This window comes from Halomonas alkalicola, from assembly GCF_030704205.1.
Classification (GTDB): Bacteria; Pseudomonadota; Gammaproteobacteria; order Pseudomonadales; family Halomonadaceae; genus Halomonas; species Halomonas alkalicola.
The window spans coordinates 1,830,615-1,851,867 of sequence record NZ_CP131913.1 but is presented as its reverse complement, the minus strand read 5'-3'; the positions used below and the strand labels follow the sequence as shown (position 1 = coordinate 1,851,867).

General features: G+C 66.4%; 26 protein-coding genes. 25 read left to right on the top strand and 1 reads right to left on the bottom strand.

All coding sequences use genetic code 11. The features are described from left to right. Positions 1–73 precede the first annotated feature (73 nt). Positions 74–823, top strand: coding sequence for a PFL_4669 family integrating conjugative element protein (locus B6N23_RS08810; protein ID WP_023004985.1), 750 nt, complete (start codon positions 74–76; stop codon positions 821–823). A 1,456-nt stretch (positions 824–2,279) separates the two neighbouring features. On the opposite strand, the gene B6N23_RS08805 is transcribed toward B6N23_RS08810, so the two are convergent. Beyond that, positions 2,280–3,533 (bottom strand): IS256 family transposase, encoded by a 1,254-nt coding sequence (locus B6N23_RS08805; RefSeq protein ID WP_305497910.1) that lies wholly within the window; start codon positions 3,531–3,533, stop codon positions 2,280–2,282. Between the two features lie 120 nt (positions 3,534–3,653). Here B6N23_RS08805 and B6N23_RS08800 point away from each other — a divergent pair, with 120 nt between their 5' ends. The 24 genes from B6N23_RS08800 (at position 3,654) to B6N23_RS08685 (ending at position 21,210) form a co-directional block, all read left to right on the top strand. Next, positions 3,654–3,842: a hypothetical protein gene (locus tag B6N23_RS08800; RefSeq protein WP_023004932.1), complete on the top strand. Its 189-nt coding sequence runs from the start codon at positions 3,654–3,656 to the stop codon at positions 3,840–3,842. Positions 3,843–3,860: 18 nt separating this feature from the next. Further along, positions 3,861–4,295, top strand: coding sequence for a single-stranded DNA-binding protein (locus B6N23_RS08795; RefSeq protein WP_305497908.1), 435 nt, complete (start codon positions 3,861–3,863; stop codon positions 4,293–4,295). Between the two features lie 34 nt (positions 4,296–4,329). Then, the gene (locus tag B6N23_RS08790) at positions 4,330–4,920 is read left to right on the top strand and encodes a hypothetical protein (RefSeq protein WP_305497905.1); all 591 of its coding nucleotides are present in this window, start codon (positions 4,330–4,332) and stop codon (positions 4,918–4,920) included. A gap of 20 nt (positions 4,921–4,940) precedes the next feature. Beyond that, positions 4,941–5,165: a hypothetical protein gene (locus B6N23_RS08785; RefSeq protein WP_305497903.1), complete on the top strand. Its 225-nt coding sequence runs from the start codon at positions 4,941–4,943 to the stop codon at positions 5,163–5,165. Between the two features lie 98 nt (positions 5,166–5,263). After that, the gene (locus B6N23_RS08780; protein ID WP_305497901.1) at positions 5,264–5,467 is read left to right on the top strand and encodes a putative motility protein; all 204 of its coding nucleotides are present in this window, start codon (positions 5,264–5,266) and stop codon (positions 5,465–5,467) included. Positions 5,468–5,615: 148 nt separating this feature from the next. Then, on the top strand, positions 5,616–7,508 hold the full coding sequence (locus tag B6N23_RS08775; protein WP_305497899.1) for a DNA topoisomerase III: 1,893 nt from the start codon (positions 5,616–5,618) through the stop codon (positions 7,506–7,508). A gap of 816 nt (positions 7,509–8,324) precedes the next feature. Further along, positions 8,325–8,600, top strand: coding sequence for a hypothetical protein (locus B6N23_RS08770; RefSeq protein ID WP_305497897.1), 276 nt, complete (start codon positions 8,325–8,327; stop codon positions 8,598–8,600). Between the two features lie 105 nt (positions 8,601–8,705). After that, positions 8,706–9,239 (top strand): STY4534 family ICE replication protein, encoded by a 534-nt coding sequence (locus B6N23_RS08765; RefSeq protein ID WP_305497895.1) that lies wholly within the window; start codon positions 8,706–8,708, stop codon positions 9,237–9,239. A 91-nt stretch (positions 9,240–9,330) separates the two neighbouring features. Then, on the top strand, positions 9,331–9,867 hold the full coding sequence (locus tag B6N23_RS08760) for a hypothetical protein (protein WP_305497893.1): 537 nt from the start codon (positions 9,331–9,333) through the stop codon (positions 9,865–9,867). Between the two features lie 140 nt (positions 9,868–10,007). Next, positions 10,008–10,652 (top strand): PFGI-1 class ICE element type IV pilus protein PilL2, encoded by a 645-nt coding sequence (gene pilL2 / locus B6N23_RS08755; protein ID WP_305497891.1) that lies wholly within the window; start codon positions 10,008–10,010, stop codon positions 10,650–10,652. Next, a complete protein-coding gene (locus B6N23_RS08750; protein WP_305497889.1) occupies positions 10,645–11,406 on the top strand; it encodes a hypothetical protein in 762 nt (253 codons plus the stop codon). The genes pilL2 and B6N23_RS08750 overlap by 8 nt, the downstream gene beginning before the upstream one ends. A gap of 19 nt (positions 11,407–11,425) precedes the next feature. After that, entirely contained in the window at positions 11,426–12,181 is a 756-nt protein-coding gene (locus B6N23_RS08745) for a TIGR03759 family integrating conjugative element protein (protein WP_305497887.1), read from the top strand. Between the two features lie 9 nt (positions 12,182–12,190). Then, on the top strand, positions 12,191–12,775 hold the full coding sequence (locus tag B6N23_RS08740; RefSeq protein ID WP_305497885.1) for a transglycosylase SLT domain-containing protein: 585 nt from the start codon (positions 12,191–12,193) through the stop codon (positions 12,773–12,775). A 143-nt stretch (positions 12,776–12,918) separates the two neighbouring features. Beyond that, positions 12,919–13,365: an integrating conjugative element protein gene (locus B6N23_RS08735; RefSeq protein WP_305503758.1), complete on the top strand. Its 447-nt coding sequence runs from the start codon at positions 12,919–12,921 to the stop codon at positions 13,363–13,365. Positions 13,366–13,374: 9 nt separating this feature from the next. Beyond that, on the top strand, positions 13,375–15,669 hold the full coding sequence (gene traD, locus B6N23_RS08730) for a type IV conjugative transfer system coupling protein TraD (RefSeq protein WP_305497883.1): 2,295 nt from the start codon (positions 13,375–13,377) through the stop codon (positions 15,667–15,669). Next, positions 15,638–15,928 (top strand): hypothetical protein, encoded by a 291-nt coding sequence (locus B6N23_RS08725; protein WP_299310630.1) that lies wholly within the window; start codon positions 15,638–15,640, stop codon positions 15,926–15,928. The genes traD and B6N23_RS08725 overlap by 32 nt, the downstream gene beginning before the upstream one ends. A 1-nt stretch (position 15,929) precedes the next feature. Beyond that, positions 15,930–16,622 carry a TIGR03747 family integrating conjugative element membrane protein gene (locus B6N23_RS08720; RefSeq protein ID WP_305497878.1) on the top strand — a complete coding sequence of 231 codons (693 nt, stop codon included), beginning with the start codon at positions 15,930–15,932 and terminating at the stop codon, positions 16,620–16,622. 194 nt (positions 16,623–16,816) lie between these two features. Next, positions 16,817–17,170 carry an integrative conjugative element protein, RAQPRD family gene (locus B6N23_RS08715; RefSeq protein ID WP_253447972.1) on the top strand — a complete coding sequence of 118 codons (354 nt, stop codon included), beginning with the start codon at positions 16,817–16,819 and terminating at the stop codon, positions 17,168–17,170. Continuing rightward, entirely contained in the window at positions 17,170–17,391 is a 222-nt protein-coding gene (locus B6N23_RS08710; RefSeq protein ID WP_305497875.1) for a TIGR03758 family integrating conjugative element protein, read from the top strand. Before B6N23_RS08715 ends, B6N23_RS08710 begins: the two co-directional genes overlap by 1 nt. Positions 17,392–17,464: 73 nt before the next feature. Further along, entirely contained in the window at positions 17,465–17,839 is a 375-nt protein-coding gene (locus B6N23_RS08705; RefSeq protein ID WP_305497873.1) for a TIGR03745 family integrating conjugative element membrane protein, read from the top strand. Next, positions 17,839–18,222 (top strand): TIGR03750 family conjugal transfer protein, encoded by a 384-nt coding sequence (locus B6N23_RS08700; protein WP_163559715.1) that lies wholly within the window; start codon positions 17,839–17,841, stop codon positions 18,220–18,222. The genes B6N23_RS08705 and B6N23_RS08700 overlap by 1 nt, the downstream gene beginning before the upstream one ends. Then, positions 18,219–18,866 carry a PFL_4703 family integrating conjugative element protein gene (locus B6N23_RS08695; RefSeq protein ID WP_305497868.1) on the top strand — a complete coding sequence of 216 codons (648 nt, stop codon included), beginning with the start codon at positions 18,219–18,221 and terminating at the stop codon, positions 18,864–18,866. The genes B6N23_RS08700 and B6N23_RS08695 overlap by 4 nt, the downstream gene beginning before the upstream one ends. Continuing rightward, a complete protein-coding gene (locus B6N23_RS08690; RefSeq protein WP_305497866.1) occupies positions 18,863–19,762 on the top strand; it encodes a TIGR03749 family integrating conjugative element protein in 900 nt (299 codons plus the stop codon). Before B6N23_RS08695 ends, B6N23_RS08690 begins: the two co-directional genes overlap by 4 nt. Further along, positions 19,759–21,210: a TIGR03752 family integrating conjugative element protein gene (locus B6N23_RS08685; protein WP_305497864.1), complete on the top strand. Its 1,452-nt coding sequence runs from the start codon at positions 19,759–19,761 to the stop codon at positions 21,208–21,210. The genes B6N23_RS08690 and B6N23_RS08685 overlap by 4 nt, the downstream gene beginning before the upstream one ends. Positions 21,211–21,253 lie beyond the last annotated feature (43 nt).

The window sequence follows — 21,253 nt, the reverse complement described above, 5'->3', positions numbered from 1 at the left end:
TGTCTTCCCCGCATCAACTGATTGACAGTGCCTGCCGTACCGCGGACACACATCAGCATGAGGGCAACGCGACATGGCCGTTGATCGCCTGGGAGCACTGCGCAGCAAGATCGAGCTGACGCTACACACCCATCACGCAGCACGGATCTGGAAGGGGCGAGGCGTCGAGACAGGGCGTCCGCAGATTATCGGCATGCGGCAGTTTCTGCTGATCTGCGGTGCGATCAAGCAGAACGCCGCCAAGGATGACCCCTATGCGGATCACTGGCTGCTGCAGCTGGATGCCAAGCTCGCCGAGACGCGAGCTCAGCTGGACCAGCGCCTTCAGGAGCTGGATAACCTGCTGGCTCAGCTGCCGCCAGAGCTGGACGTGGAAGAGAATCTCAACCAGCAGCCCCTCAAGATTCCCGTCTATACGGGCGGCCAACACGGCTGGCTCGCTCTGCGCCTGCTGATCGATTTCGACCGCTTCGTCAGGCGCGTCATGCTTGCTCACCATATCGCCCTGATTGGCCGGCGACAGATGGAGGAGTACGTCCGGGTGGGGGGTCACCTCCTGCGCAGCCTGTGCGCGAGCACCCAGAAGTACCCCGGCTTCAGCGGTGCCACCCGGGATGACTTTGCCGCCAACAATGCCAAGGCTCGAGACGCCATCGAGAAGTTCGGCGCACTCCCTGACGATGTGCTCTCCGGCAAGCGGCGCAGCGAGTTTGCACCGCCGATTGCCAAGCCAGCTGAGGCCGCGAGGGCCGGCAGCGACGGCGAGTCGAAAGGAGACTCACCGCCTTCCGCTGGGGAGCCAGGAGACGCTCCCTCGACGTGATTCCACTGGAATCACCTGGGCGGCGGTGCCGAGGAGGGCCCCGGGGTGATTCCACTGGAATCACCTGGGCGGCGGTGCCGAGGAGGCCTCCAGGGTGATGCCAGTGGCATCACTTGGTCGGTGGTGCCGGGGAGGGCTCCAGGGTGATGCCAGTGGCATCACTTGATCGGTGGTGCCGAGGAGGCCTCCAGGGTGATGCCAGTGGCATCACTTGGGCGGCGGTGCCGAGGAGGCCTCCAGGGTGATGCCAGTGGCATCACTTGGGCGGTGGTGCCGAGGAGGTCTCTGGGGTGATGCCAGTGGCATCACTTGGTCGGTGGTGCCGGGGAGGGCTCCAGGGTGATGCCAGTGGCATCACTTGGGCGGTGGTGCCGAGGAGGTCTCTGGGGTGATGCCAGTGGCATCACTTGGTCGGTGGTGCCGGGGAGGGCTCCAGGGTGATGCCAGTGGCATCACTTGGGCGGTGGTGCCGAGGAGGCCTCCAGGGTGATGCCAGTGGCATCACTTGGGCGGTGGTGCCGAGGAGGTCTCTGGGGTGATGCCAGTGGCATCACTTGGTCGGTGGTGCCGGGGAGGCCTCCAGGGGTATGCCAGTGGCATCACTTGGTCGGTGGTGCCGGGGAGGGCCCCGGGGGTGATTCCACTGGAATCACCTGGGCGGCGGTGCCGAGGAGGCCTCCAGGGTGATGCCAGTGGCATCACTTGGGCGGTGGTGCCGAGGAGGGCCCCGGGGGTGATTCCACTGGAATCACCTGGGCGGCGGTGCCGGAGGGAGGTCTCCGGGGTGATTCCACTGGAATCACTTGATCGGCGGTGCCGAGGAGGCCTCCAGGGTGATGCCAGTGGCATCACTTGGGCGATGGTGCCGAGGAGGCCTCCAGGGTGATGCCAGTGGCATCACTTGGTCGGTGGTGCCGGGGAGGGCCCCGGGGGTGATTCCACTGGAATCATCTGGGCGGTGGTGCCGAGGAGGCCTCCAGGGTGATGCCAGTGGCATCACTTGGGCGGTGGTGCCGAAGAGGCCTCCGGGGTGATGCCAGTGGCATCACTTGGGCGGTGGTGCCGGAGGAGGCCTTGGGGTGATTCCAGTGTAATCACCTGGGCGGTGGTGCCGGAGGGAGGTCTTCGGGGTGATGCCAGTGGCATCACGGCAAGTGCATGAGGGGGCAGCTTGGATACCGCATCGAACAGCTATGGCAATGATGCATTCAACAGGTACGCAAAGGGTTTTTTAAAACCCTTTAAGGGTAAGGGGGAGCTGATTCGGCTCCGTGATGAGTTGGAGGAGTCGGCAAGAGCGGCGCGGCAAGAGGCGATCGATATAGCCTCGCAGGCGAATGGGGGGTTGCTGAAGTCGACCGACCTCTGGCTGACCCCATGGGGTAAATCAGGCGTTCCTGCCAGAACGCTGCAGTGGCGCGATAACGAGTTATTGTCAAATCCTGTGTATAGCCGGTCAGGCGGCAGACCTGTCTGACTGATCGGTCAAGGGCTCGCCATCCTGGAACTGGACGTTGTTCACGACCAGCTCCAGCTTGTTGAACCCCTTGATCCGCTTCCAGCGCTTCTGGGCGCTCTGAAGCAGCTTGAAGACCATCGCCAGGGTCGTCGCTCTGGAGCCGCAATTCCGGCTCCGCTTGCTCCGCAGGCGGACCGTGGCGAAGGTCGATTCGATCGGGTTGGTGGTGCGGATATGCACCCAGTGCTCTGCCGGGTAGTCATAGAACGCCAGCAACTCCTCCCGATCCTTGGCCAGGCACTCCATGGCTCTGGGGTACTTGGCCTCGAAGCGTTTCACGGTGCGATCGAAGGCCTTGTGTGCCTCATCGCGGGTCTCGGCCATCCAGATCTCGTGAAGGTCGGCCTTGACCTTGGGCTGCACGGATTTCGGCAGCTTATTCAGTATGTTGGCGGTCTTGTGGACCCAGCAACGCTGGTGATCGGTCTCCGGATAGACCTTGCTCAGTGCAGCCCAGAAGCCCATGGCGCCGTCGCCGACCGCCAGCTTGGGGGCAGTGGTCAGTCCGCGCTCGCGTAGACCCGTGAGCAGCTCTTTCCAGCTGGCCTCCGACTCGCGTTGCCCATCCTCGACAGCCACCAGCTCCTTGCGACCCTGCTCGGTGACGCCGATGATCACCAACAGGCACAGGCGGTCATCCATGCGCACGTTGCTGTACACGCCGTCCGCCCACCAGTAGACATAGCGCTGCTCTGCCAGGTCACGCTTTTGCCAGTCGGCATGCTCGTCCTCCCACTGCTTCTTGAGCCGCGACACGGTGTTGGCCGAGAGACCCTTGGCCTGGTCACCCAGCAGGGCCGACAGGGCCTCCTGGTAATCGCCGGTGGAGACTCCCTTCAGGTAGAGCCAGGGGATCAGCTCATCGATACTGCGGGCCCGCTTCAGGTAGGGCGGCAGCAGCACGCTGCTGAAGGTCACCCCGTCGCCACTGCGGTCACGGACCCGGGGCACCTTGATCTCGACATCGCCGATACCGGTCTGCACGGTGCGCTCCGGCAGGTAGCCGTTGCGGACGACGGCTCGACGGCCGTCTTCCAGCGTCTTGTCGGCATATAGCTCCAGAAACGTGCTCAACTCCGCCTCCACGGCCTTGGCGATCAGGTCTCGGGCTCCCTTACGCAGCAGTTCATGCAGCGGATCGGTGGCACCTGCGTCTGGCTGCGTCACGGCTTGGAGAGTAGAATCGGTCATGGCGTATCCGTCCTATGTTGGTTGTGATCTAGCGAGATCAATCAACAGGATACGCCACCCTCTCTACTGCCCTCCATACACAAGAACTGAGCTTAACTCCGCGATAACAGGCAGAGGAGCATGGGGCTTTGGCTGCTGGAAACGTTCCTGTCTCGCGACGACATATCCGAGGCGATGCGGCAGTCCGTCATCGATCTCGAGGTGCAGCGCTGCGTGTTCAATGCCAAGGCGGCCACGATCAACTGGTCGATCAAGCGAATCGGCAAGGCGCTGGCCGATATCGAGCATGCCGTCTCATTTCAGCGATAACGACCAAGGAGGATACCCATGGGCACCCGCTTTTACGGTGAGGGAAATATCGGCAGCGATCCGGAGGTTCGGACATTCCCCGTGCGTGAGAACCAGCCGCCCCGCACGCTGCTCAGGCTAAACGTGCGATTCGATAACCTGGTCCCCAAGGATGGAGAGATCGTGGATCGTGGTGGCTTCTGGGCCGATGTGGAGTGGTGGCACCGTGATGCCGAGCGCTGGTCCCGACTGTACCAGCGGGGCATGCGGATTGTGGTAGTGGGCAAGATGGTTCAGGACAGCTGGGAGCAGAGCGGCGAGACGCGAACGGCGTTCAAGGTGCAGGCAGACCGGGTCGCTATCTTGCCTCACCGGGTGGCTCAGGTAATCATGGATGCCCCCCATAGCCATCAACAGCCGGCTGAGCAGTATGCCAGCGGCCCGGGAGCCAGCCAGGAAGGCTACGGGGGCTAGCCGCTGAAAGATCATGGATGAATCAAGGAGAAGAATGATGAAGGGAGCCAAGAGGGTGCTGTGCTGGATGGGCCTGGGCGTTGCTGTGACGCTGGTAGTGGGCTGTGCCACACAGGACCATCTCTACTCTCAAGGGCGCTGCCTGACCTGTATCAACAATCCGGTGACCGGGGAACCAGTCAATTACGACCCCGGGCAGCAGCCTGCTATCGAAAAGGATGCTGAGGCAGCCAGCAGCGGCCAGGAAGTATCGGCAAGTAGCCGGCATGGGCGCTTCAGCATGGCATCGCCGCTTGATGTGGATACGGCCTATGCTCGGGTGCGTTCCGAGTTCGGATTCCGCTCCGATGCGGACTTCAACCCGAACAGCAACTCTGACCAGTGGGCGATGATGGACAATGCCTGGCACTTCGATGCCACGCCCGGCGCTTTCTACCAGATGAGTGACTATGCCAGGCAGGCCGTTAACGGGGCCGAGCACTCCCTGGTGCTGAAAGCTCAAATACAGCGCGACGGCAGTGGCTCTCGTATCAACGTAGAGTACCTGCCAACGACCAGTGCCGGGTACGATGGGGATGCCATGGGTGAGGCGCTTGAGGAGCGTTTCCCTATGGCGCTCCGTTAGCGCAGACAGGAGGGCATTCGGTGACATCGCCAGCACTGAGAAAAGAGCGGATCGGCATCACTCATGCAGCGCAGCTGCTGGGTGTTCGTGTCACCGAGTTCAAGGATGCCCTTCAGCATGGCCGCGACCTTCGCGGCCATGCGCCGCCCCAGCCCATTGTCAGAGGTGCCGGCTCTAACGGCACCCAGATGCTGTTCCTCCTGGGCGACGTGATGGACGTCGCCGAGCTGATGGCTAACTCTTGAAGACGGCATAATAAAGGATCAGTCGCAGACGCCCGCTTTGCCCCTCCCATGACTCGCCTGGTAGGCTTGGGCTCTATTCACAAGGAGGGAGGCGTGACATGGATTCCGCCGTCAACAGCGCAGTGAGTCAGGCCCTGGTACTGCAGCAAGCGCAGGCTGCCCAGCAGGTCCAGATGCAGGTGTTCAAGGAAGCCCTCGATATTCAGAAAGATCAGGTCGCTGCTCTGATGGAGTCGGCCGCCGCAGACCCGCAGCTGGCCAGTAGCGGCAACCTGGGTACCCTGATCAATACTTACGCCTAGTCCATCCTGGCCCGACCTCGTATCGGGCCTTTGCCCTCGCCTCTCCCCCGGGTGTAACAAAGCCAATTCGCGCTCGTTCCCTTTCTTGCTTCGCTCCCTTCCACTGCCTTGCCATGCTGCCCTCCACGCTTATGTGGGAGGTGTGCCAATGCGTCTATTCCTGTGCGAGAAGCCTTCGCAGGCCCGAGATATTGCCCGCGTGATTGGTGCCGGCCAGCGCAGCGAGGGCTTCTTGAAGGGCGAGGGGTGTGTCGTGACCTGGGGGTTCGGGCACCTGCTCGAGCAGGCTCCGCCGGAGCAGTACGATCCAGCGCTCAAGCGCTGGTCGCTGGAAGCGCTGCCGATTCTGCCTTCTACCTGGAAGATGGAAATCAAGAAGAGCGGCCGCAAGCAGTTCGGTGTCGTGAAGAAGCTGCTGGGCCAGGCGACCGAGGTGGTAGTGGCCACCGATGCCGACCGGGAAGGGGAAACCATCGCCCGCGAAATCTTGGATCACTGCGGCTATCGGGGGAAGGTCACCCGCTTGTGGCTCTCGGCCCTGGATGATGCCTCGATCCGCAAGGCCCTGGCCGGCATCAGGCCCGGCGAGGCGACCTACCCGCTATATCTGGCTGGCCTTGGGCGTAGCCGGGCCGATTGGCTGGTCGGGATGAATCTGACCCGGGCCTATACGGTGCTGGCTCAGCGACAGGGCCATCAGGGAGTGCTCTCGGTGGGACGTGTACAGACGCCTGCACTGCGGCTGGTCGTGGATCGCGACCGGGAGATTGCCAACTTCGTTCCCCAGCCCTTCTGGGAAGTCGTGGCGCATCTGCAGGCGTCGGGCGGGACCTTTCAGGCGAAGTGGCAACCGAGTGATGCCTCGATCCAGGATGCCGCGGGGCGCTGCGTCAGCGAGGAAGCCGCCCGGTCATTGGCTCAGCGAGTCACCGGGCAGCAGGGGGGTGTCAGCCACCTCGAGACGAGCCGCAAGAAGGAGGCGGCGCCACTGGTGATGGATCTCTCATCGCTGCAGCAGGAGGCGTCGCGCCGCTTTGGTTACGGTGCCCAGCAGGTATTGGATATCGCCCAGGCGCTCTACGAAGTCCACAAGGCGACCAGCTACCCGCGAACCGACTGTCGGTATCTGCCGGAGTCGCAGCGCGATGATGCCGAGCGCATCGTGACGATGCTGCTGCATTCGGATGAGGTGCTGTCACCGCTTCGCCAGCGGCTGGACACGAGCCGCAAGAGCCGTGTCTGGAACGACAGCAAGATTACCGCCCACCACGGCATCATCCCGACCGCGGCCTGCGACCTGGCCAAGTTGAGCGATGACGAGCGCAACGTCTACGACCTGATTCGTCGCCACTACCTGGCCCAGTTTCTGCCGGCTCACGAGTACGATCGGACCGAGGTGCGGGTAGACCTGGAGGGCGAAGCGTTTGTGGCCTCAGGGCGGCAGGTGCGTGTGGAAGGGTGGCGCGAACTCTTTCCCCGGGCGGCGGTTGGAGATGGCGGCGACGAGGAACGGGAAGCGCCCCCGCTGCCGTCGCTGAGCGAGGGGGAGTGCTGCCAGGCCCGTCAGCTTGAGGTGCTGGCCAAACAAACGACACCGCCCAAGCCCTTCACCGAGGGCACCCTGGTCGCCGCCATGAAGCATGCCGCTCGGTTCGTGACAGACGAGCGACTGAAGGCGCGTCTCAAGGAGACGGCAGGGATCGGCACCGAGGCAACGCGAGCCGGCATCATCGAGACCCTGCTGAAGCGGGGCTTCATCAAGCGGCAGAAGCGGGCCCTGGTTTCGACGCCGACCGGCCAGAAGCTGATCGATGCGCTGCCTACCGTCATCACCAATCCCGGCATGACGGCGCTCTGGGAACAGGCGTTGGATGACGTCGCGGCAGGGCGCCTGGCGCTGCAGGAGTTCATGGGCCGTCAGGCCGGGATGGTAGAGAAGCTGGTGCAGCATGCGCGAGAGTCCACGGTGACGATGCCTCAGTCGAAGAGCAAGACGCCAGGAAAAGGCGCCGGCAGCCGGCGCAAGGCGTCATCATCTTGACCCTAAGAGGGGTAGGCTCAATAATGAGAGCCGTACCCCGTTGGTTGCTGACGGTCATCACGCAACGCCCTTTGAGCGCCAACGCTCAATCCCCCAAAGTATTCGCACCTCGCGAGACGAATACGCCCCATCCCGCCTATACGGCTCACACTGCATCATCAACAGTCGGGGTTCGAGGTTCATTAGTCCCAGGCCAACTTGGTTGGTTGGCCACCTATCTCATACGACGACCGGCCTGCCGGCTACCTTGAGCCAGGGTAGCAGCCAGGCCGGTTGACGTTTCCACGCTGGAAACGCCTGCCCTTCTGCGGAGCCCGCCGCATCACCAACGGGAGCCCTTTGTGCAGGGATCTGTGCTTGATCGACCGAATGCGTCCGCGAAGAGATTCGGGTGCCACCGTGAGCGAAGCAAGACAACGAGGGACATGCCTTGGCTCCAGTTGCATGGCGGACATCCTGGTACTTGTCGATACGGCGACGACCCTGTTGATGCCCTCTATGGTCTTCAATCCCAAGACGTGGCGTGCCGCGTCTTGCGAGTGGGGATATCGAGGAGACGCTGCCCAAGCAATGAGCAGCCTTCCAGTGGGCAAGTGCCGCCGCTGGCGGCCCGGTGGTCTCGACCGGTTCCAACCGAGACACCCCAGGCACCCAGGCGTTTCAAGGGTGCGCCGCTTGGCGGTACGCCGTCACCCAAGGCCTCGCGCATCCCGAGACGAGGCCGCCCATTCGGGCTGGATGCCACTGCGATTACAACCCATTCGGGGAGATGCCTCCCCAGGGGGGCGGACCCCCTGGAACCTGGAGGAAGACCCCATGGCCACGATTGTCGACGACCATGTCATGGTCTGTGACGACTGCCTGATGATCATCGCCAATGACGATGCCACCGGGCTGCATCACTTCCTGGATGAGGAGAGCGCTGCCGCCCGAGAAAGGGAGGTGCGTGATTCCATCTACGCAGCGCAGCGCGACGGGAACACCCTCGTCGTCGGCGATAGCGAGTACGACGAAGCGTTCTCGACCTCATCCTGCGACTGCTGCCACACCCACCTGGCAGGCGCTCGGCACCACTGCGTGCTGATGGGCTGAACCAGCGTCTGAATCCACCCCTTGCCCACCCGGGAAGCCACTCGACTTCCCGCAGGGGGCGAGTGTCTCCCGGGTGCACACCGCAACCCACCGAGGAGACACTCCATGACGAACTCCACTCACCAGAGTGCCACCACTGGCTTCTTCGATCTGCATATCACCGGCCTTGGCTATCTCAACCGCATCCGAGAGGTCAGGCCGAAGCGTGGAGACGCGTTCTGGGCATGCGATATCGCCGCCCTGAACGGCCCCGCGGACGATGTGGGCTATACCCGCTTCGACTGCCGGATCAGCGGCCGTGAGGCCGAAGCGCTCGTCAAACGCTGCCGTCAGGCGGTGTATCAAGGTCGCAAGGTGCTGGTGGGCTTCAAGCTGGGCGACCTCTGGACGGACACCTTCGTCTACTCCAGAGGCGACAAGGCGGGCCAGACCGGCGTCAGTCTCAAGGCGCGCCTGCTGTTCATCAGCTGGATAAAGGTGAACGGCGAGATGGTTTACCAGGCACCCCGCCGCGACGAGCAGACTGCCGGCAACGACAGATCCGCTGCCTCAGTGGAGCCGTCTGAAGCCGGCAATGGCTACGCCGCTGCCCACGCGGGAGAAGCGGCCGGCTCCTTCGATTCGCCGGCCATGCACTGATCCATAGCGTTTCCATTCAACCACCCAGCCGGGGAAATGCCTCCCCGCTGGGAAGGTTCTCCCCGGCGTTGTCATGAACGGGAGAACCACGATGGAACACTTTGTCCCCAACCCCTATGCGGTCGAAGGTGCGCTGATTCGGGAGACGGTGCTGCTCGCGCAGTTTCGTCTCACGGTGCATGGCACGCGCTGGGAGTATGACGACACCGCTCCCTCGGACCCCTGGTTCGAGGAGACAACGGTCATCGACGCTGGCAGCTTTGCGACGGTCACCGAGATCGTCCATGCAGAGCCCGACTTTCTGGCGCATATCGGCCCGGAGGTCATGCTGTCTCACGCCGAGGTGCGAGACCGGTACGGGCGCCTTGTGGCAGCAGCGCGCTTTACGATGGGTGCCTTCGAGTGGCTCATGCCGCCCACCGTTCAGGAAGCGTCTGCGCTACGCGAGCGCGAGCAGGCACTGGAGCAGCGGGCCAGGGAGGAGATTGCCCTGGCAGACAACGTCAGCGCAGCGCGCTGGCTTCGCGAGCAGGCGGCAGGCCTGCGGCTGCAGCTGGCTCTGGACCACTACTATCGACCCTATGTGCGCCGTGAGCTCGAGGCGCTCAGCGTCATGCCAAGACACTGACGATTCCCAACCCTGAAAAACGCCCCACCCCGGGGCGTTTTTCCTTTCCCCGCCAGATTACGCTTTCCAATCGACCCGCCCCCGCAAACCCGAGAACCTCCTGCCTCAACGCCATTGAATGGACTCCCTTGAGGCAACGCATGCTCAACCTTCCCACCCTCTCGACCGCTGCGCTGATCGCCACCACGCTGTTGGCGGGCTGTGCCCATCAGCCGCCACAGACTCACGAGCCCTCGAATGCCGACCCTCTTGTGCTCTCGCTGCCGTACTTTGACGTAGACGGCGAGCGGCATCGGGCCGTGGTCACCGGCCCCAACCCGCCGACAACTGAGGCCGTGACCCCGGACATCTACAGCGACGAGCTGCCCTCCGTCGAGGTCATTCGCACCGGGCGCTATCAGCTGGTAGCCACTCAGGCCTCGCTGGGTCAGCGCTACCTCCTGGAGCAGACCATCGACGTGCGCATTCCGGCATCCATGACCACCACCGTGGAGGAGGCGCTGCATCACACCCTGCGCCATACCGGCTATTCGCTCTGCCCCGCGCCCGGCCCCGCCCAGCGCACCCTCTACCGCAAGCCGCTGCCGGCGGCCCACTACCGGCTGGGCCCCATGCCGCTGCGCGAAGCCCTTCAGGTACTGGGCGGCGACGCCTGGGAGCTGGAGGTCGACCCTGTCGCCAGAGAGGTCTGCTACCAGGTGCGGGATATCCGCTATGCGCCGGGGCACGGCGACGATAGCCGTGAGGAGCGCAACGAAGCGGTGGCGGAGGTGAGCGATGAGTGAGACCACCGAGCTGTCGCCCGACCACAAGCCGACGGAGCCGCAGCATCGCCGCAAGCGCGGGGCAGGGAAGGGCGGCAGGAAGACCCTCTACGGTCTGCTGGCGGTCAGCCTGGCCGGTGCCGTGGTGTCAGGAGCGCTGCTGTTGAGGCCGGCGCCTGAAGAGGTGCCGATGGAATCCCTGGTGCAGTCCCAGGTGCAGCAGGCGTTGGTACCGCTGGAGGAGACGCTCGCCCGAGTGGCGTCGCAGCAGGCGGCGCTGGAGCAGCGCCTGGCGGAGCTGGATCAGCGTCTCGAACGGGCCGAGCAGCGAGGGCAGGAGAATGCCGCCGGCATCACCGCCGCACAGGCTCAGCTGGAGCAGCGGGATCCGCTCGAGCCCCGCCTGTCTGAGCTGGCCGAGGACCTGAGTCGCCTGGATAGCGAGCTCAACCTGCGCGTTACCGCCCAGAACGAGCAGATCCAGACGCTGGAGGAGCGACTCGAGCAGAGCCGGCAGGCGGCGCCACGCCCGGCACCTGCCCGCCAGGCGCCGCGGCCAGTGGCCCCGCCGTCGCCCCCGTTCCAGGTCACCGGCGTCGAGTCCCGGGGCGGGCGCCCCTACGTCGGTGTTTCGCCCAACGGCCTGTCGAGCCTGCGGGATATCCGGCTGCTGGGCGTCGGGGATCGCCAGGATGGCTGGGAGCTGACCAGTATCCGCGGCACCCGCGCCGTCTTCAGCCGCAACGGCCGCGCCGTCGACGACCAGATTCCCTGAGCCCACCGGAGATCCTGCGATGACAAACCCGAAACCTGCTGTGCTTTCCGCGATGACCGTTGCCGTGGCGCTGCTGGCCAGCCAGGCCGCTGCCCAGTCCACTGCCCAGTCCACCCCGGAGCATCGCCCCTATGCCTCCGCTGTGATTCAGGAGGCCCAGCGGCTGCTCGAGAGCGAGCGCACTACCACGCGCACGCAGCGGGCCGAGGCCTGGAAGCTGACCGAGCGCGACTGGGAGCGCTACGAGACCCTGATGGAGGGTCCGCGAGGGATCTGGTCGCCCAACCTCGACCCCATCACTGCCCTGGGCGTGGAGGCGCGCAGCGCCGAGGAGCGCCGCCGCTATGCGGAGCTGCTGGTGGCCGTGGAGCGCGAACGCACCGAGCGGGAGCTGGCGTTCCAGCGGGCCTATGACGAGGCCTGGCAGCGCCTCTATCCCGACGAGATGCCGGTGGACGAGTTCACCCTGCGGCCGCGCAATGCCTTTTACTTCACCGACGAGGGCGCGCTGCAGGCGCGGCTGACGGTGTATGTGGCGGTCGAGGCGTGCGAGCGCTGCGACAGCACCGTCAGCGAGCTGATGGCCCAGGGCGCCCAGATGGACATCTTCGTGCTCGACAGCGACGGCGACGACGCCGTGATACGCGACTGGGCCAGCCGCGTGGGCGTGCCGGCGGACCGCGTGCGGGCGCGGGACATCACCCTCAACCACGGCCAGCCGGACCCCGAGCACGGCATCACCATGGGGTCGCTGCCCCAGGTCTACCCGAGGTGAGGAGGGGGCATGAGGCCGACAGCATGCCGGCGCTGGGCAATGAGCTGCGCGCTTGCCTGTGGCCTGGCATGGGTGTCGTCGGTGGCCAAGGCGAGCGCGGTGCCGCCGGCCTATTTCGATGCGGCAAGCCTGCACCAGGTCCCGCCCGAGGTGCTCTACGCGGTGGCCATGGCGGAATCTGTGGTCAGCCTGAAGGCGGGTCGCCGCCCCTGGCCCTGGACCCTGAACGTGGCGGGGGAAGGCTTCCACTTCGCGACGCGCCAGGCGGCCTGCGATGCCCTGGTGCTGGCCCTTCAGGAAACCCGCGTCGTGGACGTGGGCATCGCCCAGCTCAACGTTCGCTGGCAGCCGCAGCTGTTCGGCGCCGGCAAGCGCTTTCCCCATCCCTGCGATGCCCTGGATCCCTACGCCAACCTGGAGGAAGCGGCCCGCCTGCTGCGCGGCCACTTCGAGGCCACCGGCGACTGGGTGCAGGCGGCCGGGCGCTACCACCGTCCCGCTGGTGGAGAGCCTGCGGCCCGCTATCGCCGTATCGTCGCCGCCGAGCTCGAGCGGCTGCGAACGTCTCGCCAGCGGCAGCTGGCAGCCAACTAAGGGAGAGTCGACCGATGGTGAAATGTAATCGCTGCCGCTGGGCGTTAGCCGCTCTGATGGGTGGGCTCCTTGGGCTGCTTGCCGCTAGTGCCCAGGCGGAGACCATGCCGCGTATGTCCCCTGCAGAGCGGCCTGTCTTGGAGGTGCTTGCCGATCATGGCGGCGAACCGGCCCGCCCCTACTTCGTCGCCATCGGCATGGCCGATGTGCCGGAGGAGGAGGGCTATGCCCCGGATCCGCGTGCGCTGGTGCCGTTCAGCGAGGCGGATATGCTGCCGGTGACCAGTGAGCGGCTATCGCCCGGCGAGGTGCGCTTTCGACCGCTGGAGCTGCCGAGCCGCATGACGCCCTTCTTCCTGGTTGGTGACGATGCGTTGTCGCTGCGCTGGCTGGAGGCCCGCGGGGAGACCCTGCGCGAGTTCAACGCGGTGGGGCTGATCGTCGAGGTGGCCACGCCCGAGGGGCTTGAGCGCCTGCGCGAGGCGGCGCCGGGGCTCGAGCTGCGCCCCACGCCGGGGGACGACCTGGCCGGCCGGCTGGGCCTGGCCCACTACCCGGTGCTGGTGACGGCTCAGGGGCTGGAGCAGTAGGAGCGCACGATGAACCAGACACACCCTCTGGAGGCGCTGCTGCGCCCGGCGGTAGAGCTCAACACCGCCCTGGTCTGCCTGGCCTGTGCGGTGCTCTGCATCATGGCGCCCTGGTCCCTGGCTCTATCGCCCAGCGTGGGCTACGGCATGGCGGCGGGTTTCGCCGCTTTCGGGCTGTGGCGTGCCCGGCAGGCCTGGGTGGTGCTGCGGTACCGCCGCAACATGAAGCGTCTGCCGCGCTTCGCGCTGCGCAGCCGGCAGATCCCGGTCAGCCAGCGGCTGCTGTGGATGGGCAAGGGCTTCAAGTGGGAGGCGCGCCACACCCAGCGGCTGCATGAGAGCCAGCAGCCTCACGTGCAGCGCTATCTGCGCCCGGGGCCCGCCTACCGCGTCGCCCGGGAGCTGGAGAACCGGCTGGAGCGCTATAGGGCCGGTTGGCCGTTGGTGAAGCTGCTCGCCGCGGACGTGCCCTGGAATCCGGTGCGCCCGCTGCCGCCGGTGGGCGGCATGGCGGCACTCCACGCCGTGGAGTGGAAAGAACGCGACGTCTACCTGCCCCTGGGGGAGCGGGTCGGTCACACCCTGGTGGAGGGTACCACCCGGGTCGGCAAGACCCGGCTCGCCGAGATCCTGATCACTCAGGACATCCATCGCGGCGACGTGGTCATCGCCTTCGATCCCAAGGGCGACGCCGACCTGATGATCCGCATGTATGCCGAGGCGCAGCGGGCGGGCCGTGGCGATTCATTCTACGTCTTCCACCTGGGCTGGCCGGATATCTCGGCGCGCTATAACGCCGTGGGCCGTTTCGGGCGCATCTCCGAGGTGGCCACCCGGCTCGCCGGCCAGCTCTCAGGGGAGGGCAACAGCGCCGCCTTCCGTGAGTTCGCCTGGCGCTTCGTCAACATCGTGGCCCGGGCCCGTCATGCCCTGGGGCAGCGCCCCACCTACGAGCAGATCCTCTCGGACGTGGTGAACATCGACGGCCTGATGATCGAGTACGCCCAGCAGACCCTGACCCGCCACGACCAGCACGCCTGGGAGCGCATCACCACCATCGAGGGCAAGCTCAACGACAAGAACATCCCCCGCCAGTTTCAGGGCCGCGACAAGCGGGTCGTGGCCATCGAGCAGTACCTGCAGCAGGTCAAGGTGGTGGACGCGGTGCTCGAGGGACTGCGCAGCGCCGTGCGCTACGACAAGACCTACTTCGACAAGATCGTGGCGAGCCTGCTGCCGCTGCTGGAGAAGCTGACCACCGGGCGCATCGCCGAGCTGCTTTCGCCGGACTATGACGACATCGAAGACCCTCGGCCAATCATCGACTGGCAGCAGATCATCCGTAAGCGCGGCATCGTCTACGTGGGCCTGGATGCCATGTCTGATTTCGAGGTGGCCCAGGCGGTGGGCAACTCCATGTTCGCCGACCTGGTCTCGGTGGCCGGCCATATCTACAAGCACGGCATCGATGACGGCCTGCCGGCGGTGAACGGCAAGCGCATGGGCAAGGTGCCGATCAACCTGCACTGCGACGAGTTCAACGAGCTGATGGGCGACGAGTTCATCCCGCTCATCAACAAGGGGGGCGGCGCCGGCATCCAGGTCACCGCCTACACCCAGACCCTCTCCGACATCGAGGCGCGCATCGGCAACGCCGCCAAGGCCGGCCAGGTGGTCGGCAACTTCAACAACCTGGTGATGCTGCGGGTGCGCGAGGAGAAGACCGCCGAGCTGCTGACCCGGCAGCTGCGCCAGGTCAACGTGGCCACCCGCATGCTGGTCAGCATGGCCTCGGATTCCAGCGACATCGCCAACGATATCGACTTCACCAGCTCCGGCGGCGACCGCATCAGCACCGTGCAGGTGCCGATGATCGAGCCGGCGGACGTGGTCTCGCTGCCCAAGGGGCAGGCCTTCGCCCTGCTCGAGGGCGGCCAGCTCTGGAAGGTGCGCATGCCCTTGCCGCTGCCCGACAGGCACGAGGATATTCCCGGCAGTATCGCCGAGCTCGCCGAGCGCATGAAGCGCGACTACACCACCGGCGAGCAGTGGTGGACCGCGGTGATGCCACCGCCGGTGAACCTGGAGCTGGGCGAGTTAGGGGCTGAACTCCCGATGCGGGCCCGCGATGCCCAGGAGCCGCCGCCTGCGCAGGCAGAAGCCCGAAGGGAGGAGCATGGCAAGGGCGAGGCCAAAACGCGCCGGCAGGGCGAGGAGGCCGAGTATCAGCTGCTCGACGAGTGGCCGCTGGCCCAAGAGATGGAGAACCGTGATGAACATCGAGACAACGCCCATGACGCCTGATACCGCGGCAACCGCCATCGTCTCCAGCGTCGCCCTGGAGAGCGGCTCTTTGAGTGAGCTGCCGCCGGCCCTGTTCGGGCTGCTCGACTACGTGGTCATCGGTATCGATCGCGTCGAGCTGACCCAGCGCGCCTACCGCAAGGGGCTCTCGCCGGTGTGGGAGCAGGGCGAGCACCCCCATGAGGGGCGGCTGATCCTGCACTACCACGACCGCCGCTGGTCGCTGCTCTGCTCGCTGACGCCGGTGAGGGTGCACTGAGATGGCCACGGCAGAGCGCGCCCAGGAAACCCGACGCGGCTGGCTCTCCACGCTGTTCGGCCTGCCGTTTCAGATCATGGCGGTGCTGGTGGTCTCGCTGCTGATGTCGGTGCTGATCGAGTGGGCAGGGATCCACTGGCAGTGGTGGAACCAGCCTGGAGCCCAGCACGCCCTAGAGACCCTGGAAGCGGAGGTGGCCCGGCTGGATACCACCTTCACCCGTTCGCTGCTGGTCTCGGACCCGGTCGCCCTGGCGACGGGGGCGGTCAGCAGCGCCTACGACTGGCTGTTCGTGAAAAGCGGGATCTCGGCCTGGCTCGAGACCAGCGCCCATCACGGCGGCTGGCTCGGCACCCTGCACGTCTATGTGCAGGCGGCGCTCTACGTCACGCTGATGACCCTGACCCGGGTGGTCATCCTGCTGCTGACCTCGCCGCTCTTCGCCCTGGCGGCCCTGGTCGGTTTCGTCGACGGCCTGGTGCGTCGTGACCTGCGCCGCTTCGGTGCGGGGCGCGAGTCCGCCTTCATCTACCACCATGCCAAGCGGGCCATCACGCCGGTCTTCGTGGTGGGCTGGCTGCTCTACCTGAGCGTGCCCTTCGCCATTCACCCCAACGCCTTCCTGCTGCCCTGCGCGGCGCTCTTCGGCCTGCTGGTCAGCATCGCCACGGGGAGCTTCAAGAAGTACCTCTGAGGCCCCAGGTCGCGGGCCTTCCGTGGCTTCGTCGCTATCGTCCGGAGCCTGTGCGGGCTCCGGTGCTTACGTGCCCAGGGTATTGAGCGGGCACAGATAAACGTCGTGTGCGGCGCTTATGGTTTCCTGCTGCGACACACCCCGGCGGGCGACAGGATGACGGCAATGCCAGCCAACGGATGGACTGTCTTGCCATGACGCTTCGCCGCCTGCCACGGGCCCTGACGCCCCTGCTCCTGACGCTGCTGACCGCCCATTTCGGTATTGCACATGCCGCCGAGCGCGACGGCCTGCGCGATGAGATCGCCCGCCAGGATCTGGCCCTGATCCAGGACCAGCTGGCCCAGATCCAGCGCATCGTGGACCGGCTCGAGGGCCGCGTCGGGGAGTTCGACCCCCACACCACCCGCGTCTTTCTGGACGTGCCGCGCCTGCGCCGTGACCTCGAGGCGGTGGCCGAGGGCATTGATGACGTGCTCGAGCCGCCTCGCTTGCCGCCTCGGCAGCCTGCGCCGCTCGCCGGCGACTACCTGCGGGAGCGGTACTGATGGATGCCTTCGCCGCCGGTGCCGGCTTCGAGGCGCCACCCCTGGGCGTCCTGATTGCCGGGGTGGGCTGCACCGTGGTGCTGCTCTGGGCGTGTTGGAGCGCCATCTCCTCCTACCGAGGCTACGCCAAGGGACGCGTCAGCGGCGACGACTTCGGCTTCGCCGCCCTGCGCGCCGTCTTTCTGGTCGTGGTCGTGGTGATGTTCTGGATTTTCCTCTGAGGCCGCAGGCCTCGCCTTTTCGTCATTCAGCAATTCGACGTTCAGTAATTCGTCATTCAACAAGGAGCTCGTTATGACTGTCGTGCGTTCACTCTTTTCTCGTGCCCGTGCTCATGCCCAACCCTGGGGCTTTGCCGCCCTGGCCGCGGCGGGGCTCTTGCCGGCCCAGGCCATGGCGCAGGGGCTGCCCTCCATGGAGGCGCCGTCGCGAGGGGAGGGGGGTGGCCTGCTCACCACCCTGCAGAACTACCTGTTCGACTTCGGCGCCTTGGGCGGCCTGATCCTGGCCACGGTGGCCTTCCTGATCGTGGCCATCGCTGCCATCGCCACCTTCAACGAGGCCCGGGTGCGCGGCGAATGGTCGAAGTTCGGCGTGGTGGTTGTGGTGGGGGTGGTGCTGATCATCGCCATCATCTGGCTGGCCACCAAGGCGTCGGAGATCCTCTGATGGCCAACCGTCTCGACTTTCTGCCGACCCGCCTCAACGCCGCGCCGGTGGTGTTCCGGGGCATGACTGGGCATGAGGTTGGGATGATGGCCCTGGGCGGCCTGGCCGCGGGCCTGCTGCCGGGCGCGATCGGCGCCTGGCTGCTGGGGGCCATCGCCATGGTGCCCACTGTGGCCTTCGCCTGTGCCGGCATGGCGCTCTACTTCGGTGGCGCCGTCATGCGGCGGCTGCGTCGCGGCCGTCCCGCCTCCTGGCTCTATCGCAGCCTTCAGTTCCGCCTGGCCCGGCAAGGCATCCGGCTGTGGGGCGGCGAGACCCTGATCACCCGCTCCGGCCCCTACTCGCGGCGGCGGATGCGCTACCAGCCGGGAGGACGGCCATGAGTCGCTTTCGTCACGCCCTGAGCGCCCGGGATGCCCATATCACCACCCTGCGCCTGGTCATCGCGGTGCTGGCCCTGCTGAGCGCCGGCCTGTGGTGGGGCTGGAAGTCGGCCCCGGAGAACCTGACCATCCACAATCCGCCCGACCTGCGCTCCGGCAGCACCCGCGCCTGGTGGGAGGTCGACCCCTCGAGCGTCTACGCCTTCGGGTTCTACGTCTGGCAGCAGATCAACCGCTGGCCCTCCGACGGCCAGAGCGACTATCAACGCAACCTGCAGGCCTACTCGCCCTTTCTCACCCCCTCCTGCCAGCGCTACCTGGACAACGACTACGAGACCCGCAACCGCCGTCAAGAGCTCTCCGGGCGGGTGCGCGGCATCTATGAGATCCCCGGGCGCGGCTATCGCGCCAGTGCCGTCGAGGTGCTGAGCCGAGATGCCTGGGTGGTGACCCTGGATATGGCCATCGACGAGCAGTACGCCGGCACGCCGGTGCGCGATCTGTTCATTCGCTATCCGCTGCGCATCGTGCGCGCCGACGTGGATCCTCAGCGCAACCCCTGGGGCCTGCAGGTGGACTGCTTCGAGGGCACCCCGCAGCGCCTGGCGGTGCCCGGCCGTGAGGAGGAAGGAGAGCTGCTATGAAGCGCCTGATACTGGCCTGCCTGGCGAGCGCGGTGCTGGCCGGCGACGCCCTGGCGGTGGAGATCATGCACTGGGAGCGCCGCCCCCTGGCGATCCCGCTGCCGGTGGATGAGGAGCGCATTGTCACCCTGGACCGCAACGTGCGGGTGGGGCTGCCGCCGGCCCTAGCCAACCCCGAGGTGCTGCGCGTCCAGAGCGCCGGGGGCGTGCTCTACCTCAAGGCCTTTGAGGCCTTCGAGACCCAGCGCGTGCGGGTGCAGGACGTGGAGAGCGGGGATGTGCTGCTGCTGGACCTCTCGGCCCGGGAGGGAGCCAGCAGCGAGGAGATCCTGGTGGTGGACAGCCGCGAGGCGTCACCGGCCAGGGCAAGCGCTTCGCGCGCCTCGACGGGCGCGTCCTCGGGTAGCCGCGGAGAACAGGCGTCAGAGGCGTCCCGGCCGGCGGCTCAGGCGTCAGGCGGTGAGGCTCAGCAGGCCACCGCCACGCCGGTGCCCGTGCGGCTGACCCGGCATGCCGCCCAGTCGCTCTATGCGCCCCAGCGGACCATCGAGCCCCTGCGCGGCGTCTCTCGCGTGCCCATGCGGCTGCCCGAGTCGCTGAGCACCTTACTGCCGTCGCTGCCGGTGACCGCCACACCCCCGGGCGCCTGGCGGCTCGACGGCTGGACGGTCACCGCGGTGAAGCTGGAGAACAACGACCGGCGACGCGCCTTCGAGCTCGACCCGCGCTGGCTGCAGGGGGAGTTCTACTCCGCGACCTTCATGCACCCCTACCTGGCCCCGCGGGGCTCCGTGGAGGACACTACCACGGTCTTTCTGGTCACCCGGCGCGGCGGCCTGGACAGGGCGCTGATCCCGCTGGAGGAGACGGATAAGGCCGAGGAGGGCACCTCATGACCCTGCGCAGCAACACCCTGCTGAAGGTGCTGGTTCCGGCGCTGCTGGTGATCGTGCTGCTGATCGTGGTGCGCGGCCTGAGTAGCGGCGGCGATCCCAGCACGGACGACGAGACCGGGGAGGCAGACCCGACGCTGACCCTGAGCGACGACGAGCTGCAGGCGCTCGGCATCGAAGGAGACACCCCGCGGGATACCGTGGCCACATTGGTCGGCCATGTGCAGGCCATGCGCAGCGACTTGGAGCAGGCCCAGGCGGAAACCCAGGCGCTGCGCGACCAGAACGAGCGGCTGATGACCCGCAACCAGGACGTGGACGGCGCCATCGACGAGGCGCTGCGCCGTGAGCGCGAACGGCTGCGTCAGGAGATCGGCCAGTCCCAGCCGGACAGCTCCATGCTGGGCACCCTGCAGCGTCAGCTGGACCAGCTGCGCCGCCAGGTGGACGGGCAGCGCGACGATGACGATGACCTGCCCATCGGCCTGGGCCTGGAGGGCGGCGGCGGCCCCAGCGGAACGGCCTACTCGGGCCCCGGCTCGGCGCAGGCGCTGACCTGGGTCGAGCCCCTGGACGCCCAGGAGGACGAGCGTGGGCGCGGCGAGACCACCTTCCCGACCCGCTTCGGTGAAGCCGCCGGTGAGCTGGGCGAGGCGGCCCAGCGCGGCTCCAGTGCGGTGGAGAGCCGGGTGACCGGCCGCCACGATGAAGCCAGCGTAGAGCCCGTCTATACGCTGCCGGAGAACTCCACCCTGATGGGCTCGGTGGCCATGACGGCGCTGCTGGGCCGGGTGCCCATCGATGGCACCGTCAACGACCCCTATCCGTTCAAGGTGGTGATCGGCCGCGAGAACCTCACCGCCAACGGCGTCACCCTGCCCGAGGTGGAGAGCGCCATCGTCAGCGGCACCGCCACCGGCGACTGGACGCTCTCCTGCGTGCGCGGCCAGGTCAACTCGATGACCTTCGTCTTCGAGGACGGCACCGTGCGCACCCTGCCGGCCCCGGAGGACGTCAATTCCGGCGACGCCTCCGGACGCACCACCATCGGTTGGCTGTCCGACCCGCGGGGCCTGCCCTGCATCCCCGGGGATCGCAAGACCAATGCCCAGCAGTTCCTGTTGACCAGCTTCATCCTCGGCGCCGCCGAGCAGAGCGCCAATGCCGTCGCCATGGGCGAGGTCACCACCAGCGTGGACAGCGGCGGCGTGGTCAGCGGCCTCACCGGCAGCTCCGGCCGCTATGCGGCCAGCCAGGCCCTGGCCGGCGGCGTCTCCGACGTGCGCCAGTGGGTGCAGGAGCGCTTCGGCCAGACCTTCGATGCCGTGTATGTGCCGCCCGGCCAGCCGGTGGCCATCCATATCGAGCGGGAGCTGCCCATCGACTACGAGACACAAGGAAGGAGGGTGCGATATGACCGCACGGGCGCGGATGTCCTCGATCTGCCGTAGTTCTACAAATCATGCCGCCAGAAGCGCCGTCAGGCCGTTGGCG